The sequence below is a fragment of the Elusimicrobiota bacterium genome (genome assembly GCA_026388075.1).
Taxonomy (GTDB): domain Bacteria; phylum Elusimicrobiota; class Endomicrobiia; order Endomicrobiales; family JAPLKN01; genus JAPLKN01.
The window spans coordinates 1-8,471 of the sequence record JAPLKN010000125.1 but is presented as its reverse complement, the minus strand read 5'-3'; the positions used below and the strand labels follow the sequence as shown (position 1 = coordinate 8,471).

Annotated in this window: 6 protein-coding genes; all 6 read right to left on the bottom strand. The window is 39.5% G+C overall.

Translation table 11 applies throughout. The features are described from left to right. Positions 1 to 178: 178 nt before the first annotated feature. On the bottom strand, positions 179 to 1,705 hold the full coding sequence (locus NT145_06890) for a FecR family protein (protein ID MCX5782412.1): 1,527 nt from the start codon (positions 1,703 to 1,705) through the stop codon (positions 179 to 181). 270 nt (positions 1,706 to 1,975) lie between these two features. Next, on the bottom strand, positions 1,976 to 3,724 hold the full coding sequence (mutL, locus tag NT145_06885; GenBank protein MCX5782411.1) for a DNA mismatch repair endonuclease MutL: 1,749 nt from the start codon (positions 3,722 to 3,724) through the stop codon (positions 1,976 to 1,978). Between the two features lie 190 nt (positions 3,725 to 3,914). Further along, a complete protein-coding gene (locus NT145_06880; GenBank protein MCX5782410.1) occupies positions 3,915 to 4,343 on the bottom strand; it encodes a PilZ domain-containing protein in 429 nt (142 codons plus the stop codon). 301 nt (positions 4,344 to 4,644) lie between these two features. Beyond that, on the bottom strand, positions 4,645 to 7,344 hold the full coding sequence (gene mutS, locus NT145_06875) for a DNA mismatch repair protein MutS (protein ID MCX5782409.1): 2,700 nt from the start codon (positions 7,342 to 7,344) through the stop codon (positions 4,645 to 4,647). Continuing rightward, positions 7,290 to 7,868 (bottom strand): lytic transglycosylase domain-containing protein, encoded by a 579-nt coding sequence (locus NT145_06870; GenBank protein MCX5782408.1) that lies wholly within the window; start codon positions 7,866 to 7,868, stop codon positions 7,290 to 7,292. Before NT145_06870 ends, mutS begins: the two co-directional genes overlap by 55 nt. Beyond that, positions 7,868 to 8,471, bottom strand: a 604-nt coding sequence (locus tag NT145_06865) for a radical SAM protein (protein ID MCX5782407.1), incomplete at its 5' end; no start/stop codon positions are given. The genes NT145_06865 and NT145_06870, both read right to left, overlap by 1 nt.

Genomic DNA, 8,471 nt, shown 5'->3' with positions numbered 1-8,471 from the left:
GGGAACATCTGATACCCCGCCTGTGGCGGGGCGGACTGGGCGGAGGTTCATTTAGACTAATTTTTGCCCCATAAAAACACATCCCGTTTACAATTGACGCATCATAATGCATCATCATAAACGGGATGAGTCTCCCCAATCTGTTTTTTAAAAGTTAATTTAACTGCTCTTTTCGTATCTATTCTTGCATCTTGATAGCGTTTTCAATTACATTGTTTTGGTTTGCTTTCTGCTTCTGATTTCTTGCCGGGCCTACCGATATATTTCTCACATTGATCGGCATATAGTTCATGCGTTTTATCAGACTGCTTATTAAACTGCTGATAATGTTAGTTCTGGTATTAACCAACGAATTTGTTACATTAGTATTCTGAGTTACCGTTGTCGGAGTCACGGGTGTCGGTGTTACAGGAGTCGGGGTAACAGGAGTCGGATTTACTGGTGTCGGAGTTACCGGAGTCGGATTGACTGGTGTCGGCGCCACCGGTGTAGGATCAGGTGTCGGGGTTACCGGAGTCGGATTGACTGGTGTCGGGGTCACGGTTGTCGGATCAGGCGTCGGAGTCACGGGAGTCGGATCAGGTGTCGGTGTTACTGGTGTCGGATCTGTAGGTGTTGGTGTTACTGTATTAGGATCAACTGTATTTTCATCCGGTTCTGAATCTATAGTTTCAGTTTCTGGATCGTTTATTAGATTATTGTCTGTCTGCCCGCTGTCAGTGATATTTGATACTGCCACATTAACCGCTATCGGGTACATGGTATCGCCCATTGATATGGCGCTTTTTTCCCATTCAGAAAGCTGATTAGGCACAGCCGTATTCATTGTAACGGTCATATCAAAAATGTCAAGCCGTTTACTAGCCGAAATATTTGAGGTGTAATCTTTGCTCTTTATTATACTCACTATCTCATAACTGCTATCATCAGGTCTTATGAGATATTGCTCAAACCTTACTACGTTTCCATACATATCACGCCGAGTTATCCCGGCTGAAAAATCAGATTCTTTCATTTCATTCATTAATTCTTTGGCAACTCTCACATCATTTTTTACTTCTGAAGCTATTTCATACATATCTCTGCGCAAGTTCAGAGTCTGCTCTTGTTCTTCTTCATAGATTTTGCTAATTTGTTTTTCAATAAATGCTTTCCACTCATCTTCTAGTTTCGCTTTTTCTTCCGAAGTCATATCTTTAGGGGCAGACATCTTGCCTTTCTTAATAGAACCGATCTGGTCCTTTGCAACCATAATAAGCTGTTTCAATTTGGCATCAGTGAATTCAACTCTGCCCTCAAAAACAAAAAGGCCGCCTTCGTAGGTAGTCACAAAATCAGTCCCTCTGACCGTTGCAACTGAAACCGGTGTCTTAATTCTGAATTTCTGGCCCTGGAGGAGTTTGACTTTTGAGCGGACCTTTCCGGCAAGCAAATCAAAAAAACTTTCCTGCCCTAAAGAAGCAATGGAAAGTTCTGAATTTTCGTTTACCCAAATCTGCGTTTTTTCATCTACGACAAGTATTGCTATGGAATTTCCTGAAGTCTTTATTTTATCGGCAGTATTTAATACTGCGCCTTCATTTGCTTGTATCCATTGATTACTAACAAAAACAGCAACGTCGCCGCTGGCTAAACTTACCTTAACCTCAGCGTAAAGCGTTGCGCTTAATAAACAGATTGAGAAGAGTACTAAAAGCTTCCGCATGACTTCCCCCGCTTCTACCTTTAATCAGCATATCGGCCTTCTCTTGCTTAGTTTATAATACAGATCCGGGGCTTTGTCAAGGGATATATTGAAGAATTTATCCGCCTGCGCTAAACGTGTCATCAATCAGCGCGGCTATTCGCCGCATTGTTGACACAGCTCTCGAGCCCATAGGCTCTATGAGCCGAGGGCTTCGGCGGATTTCGCCCGCTACGCAGTAACGCAATCTGAAACAATTGGGGATACCACGAGTGTGAACTTGAGGAGGCTTCATTTGCGGCCGAAATACTTTTCAAGTTCCGCATAAGTTATCTTAAACGTCGTCGGACGGCCGTGCGGGCAGGTATAGGGAGCTTTACATGTAAATAATCCTTTTAGGAGCGCGTTCATTTCGGCAATGTTCATAACATCGCCGGCTTTTACGCTGGATCGGCAGGCAGCTCTTATGATTTTTTCTATCTTTTGGGTTTCCGGAAGTTTTGTTTCTTGGCTTAAAGCCTCAACTATTTCATTAAGCAAATCATTTATTTCTACTTTTGTTCCAAGAACGGCCGGAAGGCCGGTTATGCGCAAAGTTTTGTTACCGAACTCTTCTATTTCTATCCCTAGATTTTTAAGTATTTCTTTATTTTCTTTCAAAAGTCCTGCTCGGCTGGGAGGCATTTCCAAAGTTATCGGCAAAAGCATCGGCTGAACAGGAATCCTTTTTTTATTCCAATCAGAAAGGTATTTTTCATACCTTATCCTTTCCTGGGCCGCATGCTGATCAACAATTAACATGCTGCCATCATACTGGCAAAGAATGTAGAGATTATGCACCTGGCCCAAAACCTTTAAATTCAGGTTTCCTTCACTATTAACATTAAATTCCTGCTGGCGTCCGTAAACTTCCTTAAAATCAGTTATGCTGAATTGTTTGGAATTATAGTCTTTCTTGGCATGATAAATCGGTTCGTTTCTTGAGAACACATTGTCTTTTCTTGCTATTTTCTCATCATTTCCGCTGATTAAAGGGATTGAAGAAGAGCTTTCGCTTGAAATAACCCCTTTCATTGCCATGTAAAGCAGCTGATGAATTTCCTGTTCTTTGGAAAATTTTACTTCCCGTTTAGTGGGATGGATATTAACATCCAGAGCACTTGGATCAATTTCAATAAATAGAACCGCTCCGGGATGCCTGCCCACGGCAAGGTTTTCTCTGTAGGCTTCATAAAGACTGTGCGTAATGGATTTTGTAAAACTAACCGGCCGTTTATTTACGAAAAGAAACTGAAAATTCCTGTTTGGAAGGCTTTTTTCCCGCGATGTGATATAAGCTTTTATCTTTATATTCGGATGGTTAATTTCAACCGGCAGAAGGCCTGATGCGAAATCGTTTCCCAAGACGTCCATCAATCGTTCTAAAACTGTTTTTGTTTTAGGCGCGGACAAAACTTTTTTCCCGTCCGAGTAAATTGTAAAAGAGACATCGGGCCTTGCCAAGCTCATTTCTTCAATCAAACGGAACATATGGTTTTTTTCCGTGGCATCGCTTTTAAGAAATTTTGCCCGTGCCGGAGTATTAAAAAAAAGATCCGATACCTCAACAACGGTTCCGCCGGATCCAGCCCAAGAAGAACTGGCTAAAAGCTTTCCCCCTTTTAATGTTATTTCCCAGCCGGCAGAGTTTTTGTCTTTAGTCTGGCTTTGAATGGCAAGCTTTGAAACCGCAGCAATTGAAGGAAGAGCTTCCCCCCTGAAACCTAAAGTATTAAGCTGTTCAAGATCGTTAAACTCGTTTATTTTGCTTGTTGCGTGGCGCTGAACCGAAAGAAGGATGTCTTCTTTGCTCATCCCCGTTCCGTCGTCTTTTACTCTTATTAATTTTTTACCTGACCCTTCAATATTGATTTCAAGGTTTGTCCCGCCGGCATCCAAAGAATTTTCAACAAGTTCTTTGACAACGTTTGCAGGCCGTTCAATTACTTCGCCGGCAGCTATTTTATTAATAGTTTCTTCTGAAAGAATTTTTATATTCATGATTATTCCGAACGGTTATACGGGACAGTCCCTTACTCGCCGGCAGCAATTTGGTTTATGGTATTTTCGGAAAGTATTTTGATCATTTTTTTTAGCGTAGAACGGGTAGCATATAGCATATGGGATAAAAAAGAGGTTTTTCTATCCGCTAAACGCTATCCCTGCCCGCCGGCAGGCGCGGCGCTAACCGCTATTTTTTCTTTTTTAGTTTGGCCGGTTTGGTGCATAAAGGGAAATAATTGCACTTTTCAAAACAAGGATCGCTTACACCGAGCGCTATTTTTGTATCGCAGTCCGAGCATTCTATTGCCATTTTGTTGATGTGGCGGAAATCAACCGGATCAACTTGGGAAAAAGCTATTCCCATTCGCCACATTTGACCTTTTTGTATAGACCAAACAACCCGCCCTTTAAGCTGACGAGTTTTTAAGCCCGGCAAATCTATGGCAAGATTGACTTCGCTTCCTACCGGGACCAAAGCGAAAGATAAAAGCGACATTCCGCTGGCGGACAAATCCACTAAAACGCCCGGAACGGATTTTTCATTGACAGCAAGGTTTATCGGCTTGTCAATTTCATGCAGAACAGGCAAACGGGCATGTCTTCTTCTTTCATTCATGATTTTCTCCTGGTATAATGTTCATTATACCTGATTACACAGATTCTTAACTACGATTACACAGATTAACATACTAACCTTTTTATTTGACAACTTTTATTCCCAAAATTAATCAATAATCCCGTTTTTAATCCTGATGACTTCAAATATGAAATCACTTTATTTTTCCAGTCAGTTCATCAATTTGTTTTATCCGTGTAATCATTGTCTAATCTGTGTCCGCCCCAGTCGCCGCGCCTGCCGGCGGGCAGGGATCAGCCTTGGGCTGATAATCAAGACATCCTGATCTTTATAGGAGGTCTTATTTATTGTATTCTTTTTTCCATTTATCAATTATTGCCAGTGCTTCTAAAGGCGTCAAAGAATTAGTATCAATTTTATCCAATTCTACCATAATTTTAGAAGATGATGAAACGAAGTCCTTCAAAGAATTCCCATTTGTTTGGGAATATTCAATTTCATGACGTCCCGCTTGCGGGACAAAAAAATCAAGCTGTTTCTTATCTGAGTCAACAGTTTCTTCAATCTCTTTATTTTCAAGCTCAAAAAGAATATCGTTCGCTTTTTTGATAACTTCTTTAGGAATGCCGGCAAGCTGCGCAACATGGATACCGTATGATCTGTCCGCTGCGCCCGGTTCAATTTTATGCAAAAATATTACATCGTTCTGGTATTCTTTTACCGAAACATTATAATTTTTTACACCTTTCATTTTTCTTTCCAGTTCAGTTAATTCAAAATAGTGCGTTGCAAATAAGACTTTAGGCCCCTTATTTTCTTTGTTTCTCTTGCTTAAAAGATATTCAACAGTTGCCCATGCTATTGAAATACCGTCATATGTTGATGTTCCTCTGCCTATTTCATCAAGAATTATTAGGCTCCGCGCGCTATATTGATTCAAGATATGCGCAGTCTCAAGCATTTCAACCATAAAAGTGGATTCCCCTTTGGCAAGGTTATCTCCGGAACCTATTCTGGTAAAAATCCTATCAACAATTCCTATCCGCGCATCACTTGCCGGGACAAAAGAGCCTATCTGAGCAAGAATAACTATTAAAGCGGTTTGTCTTAAATATGTTGATTTTCCGGACATATTTGGGCCGGTTAAAAGAATTATCTGGTCAGTATCGGCGTTTAAATAGGTATCGTTAGAAACAAAAGTACCGCTTTTTATTTTTCTTTCAATCACAGGATGCCTTCCGTCTTTAATGGATAGTTCAAAACTGTCATCTATTTTAGGTTTTGTATAGTTGTATGTAACGGCTGCCTCGGCTAAAGAGTTAAAAACATCTATTTCCGCAAGCGCCCGGGCCAATGTAAAAAGTTCTTTTGAAAAAGAGCTTACCTGCTCCATAATTTCCCTGAACAATTTCAGCTCTAACTTAAGTATCTTTTCTTCTGCCGAAAGTATTTTTTCTTCCAATGTTTTCAATTCCGGCGTTATGTAACGCTCGCCGTTTGTAAGCGTCTGCTTCCTTATATAATGTTGAGGAACAATTCTTAAGTTTGATTTAGACACTTCAATGAAGTAGCCGAAAACCGAAGTATATCCTATTTTAAGGTTATTGATCCCGGTCTTTTCCCGTTCGGTTGCTTCCATTTGAGAAATAAAACTTTTGCCGTTTTTGCTGATCTTTTTCAATTCATCCAGCTCTGAATTATACCCCTCTTTTATTACTCCTCCGTCTTTTATTAATACGGGAGGTTCTTCAGCAATTGATTTATTTATCAGTGCAAATATCCCTTCGGGAATTTTAAGTTTGCCGCATATGGCAGACAGGCTTTCGGGCAGGGAAACTAAATCTTTATTTAAAGAAATAGTCTCTTTCAAATTCGGTATGATTTCTAAAGAATTTTTGAGAGAAATTAACTCCCTGGGATATGCGGAAAATGTAGCGCACCGGCTGACTATTCTTTCAATATCCGAGATTTTTTTTAGAAGTTCCCTTACTTTTCTTCTGGTTATTCCCTCATCAATAAAAAAGCCTATCCGTCTTTGCCTGTTTAAAATTTCGTTTACGTCAATTAACGGCCTTAATATAAAATTTCTTAAAAGGCGGCTGCCCATCGGGCTTAAAGTGAAATCTATAATCTCAAGAAGCGAGTTTTCTTTAGTCCTGGTATTTATTCCTTCAATAAGTTCAAGGTTTTTTACGGCAGTTTCATCAATTAAAAGACAGTTATCCAAAGAATAATACCTGATGTTTTGAAACTGCGGGAATTGATTTACCTGGGTTTTTTCAAGGTAGGCCAACAAGCCGCCGATTGAGCCGACAGAAAGAGTTTTATTTTCAAGATTGAAGGGTTTTAGGGATTGTAATTTAAAAATCTGCTTAATGCGGTTTTGAGCTTCACCGTAGTTATAGCGCCAGTCTTCAATAAAACTTGCCGCGCAATCCGTACCGTTTAAAATTGCTTTATAAATTCCGTTATTTTTAACTGATTCGGGAAAGATTATTTCTTGCGGAGACAATTTCATTAATTCATATTTTAGATTTTTCTTATCCGTTTCAGTGGTTTGAAATTCGCCGGTAGAAATATCGGCGTACGCAATACCAATTTTATCGGAGCCTTGAGAAATCAAAACAGAAACTATATAGTTGTTTTCTTTTGAAGAAAGAAGATTGTCTTCTAAAATTGTGCCCGGAGTAATTACCCTTACCACTCCTCTTTTTACAATTCCTTTAGTCTGGCCGGGCTCTTCCAGCTGCTCGCATATAGCTATCTTTTCACCAGATTTTACCAGCTTTTTCAAGTAAGTATTAACGGCATGATAAGGAACTCCGCACATCGGAATTCCTTGCCGTTGTGTTAAAATAACTTCTAAAACACCAGACGCTCTTTTGGCATCATCCCCGAACATCTCATAAAAATCGCCAAGACGGAAAAAAAGCAGCATACCGGGATATTGTGATTTTATTTCGTGGTACTGCTGCATCAACGGAGTCAGGCTATCTTTTCCCGAATCAGTTTTTTGATTTTTTGGGTTTCTTTCAGCCATTGGTAAGTCCTTAAGACATTTTGAATATAGATTCTAGTTTCTTTATATGGTATGTCTTCAATTTTTAACGAACCGTTTTTATTTTTTAGCTGCCAGTTTTGGACATTCCCGATGCCTGCGTTGTAAGATGCAAGAATCTGCACTTTATCGCCTCTGAACAATTTATCAAGCTTATAAAGGTAATACATTCCCAGATTGATATTGACATTAGGGCTTTCAAGGTCTTTTTCGCTGAAATTTGTATAGCCCAGTTCTAAAGCAAGTTCGCGCGCGGTTTTCGGCATCAACTGCATAAGCCCTATTGCCCCCATATGGGAATGCGCCCTGCGGAGAAATTTAGATTCCTCTTTAATGATTGCGGTAACAAAAAGGGGATCCATTTTATAGAGCTTGCAGTAATAATTTATTATCTGCTTATGAAAGACCGGACGGATAATGCTAAGAGGCGTTTCAAAATAAAAAACCGAAAAAACAAAAAAAATAAAAATTATTAAAACAGAAATGCCTATCAATGTTTTTTTCATTAAAAAGCGATTTCTCCCGTTAAAGTGTTGATTTTAACTTCTACTATTTTTACAGGCAAGGTTTTGCCGATAAGGTCTTCGTTGCCTTTAAAAAATATTTTTCTGTTTGCCCTTGACCTGCCTTCAAGAAAATCACCGAGTTTTTCTTCTACCAGGACATCAAACGTTTTGTTTAATAGTTTAGCATTTTTTTTGTCTGAAACGCTATTTGCCGCATCTAAAACTTCTTTCAGTCTTTTTTCCTTGATTTCCCGAGCAATATTGTCTTCAAGTTTTGATGCTGATGTTCCGGGCCTCGGGGAGTATTTAAACGCAAAAAGAGCGTCAAAAGATACTTTTTTAATGGCATCAATTGTCAGCTTGAAATCTTCTTTAGTTTCGCCCGGAAAACCGACCAATATATCAGTGGTAAAGCTCATTTCGGGAATTTTATTCTTTAGTTTTTCAATAATTTTGAAATAGTCTGATGTAGTGTATTTGCGGTTCATTAATTTCAGTATTTTATCCGAACCTGATTGTATCGGAAGATGGAGATGTTCGCATACTTTATCCAAATCTGTAATAGCATTTATCAGCTTGTCGGTTAAATCTTTAGGATGGCTA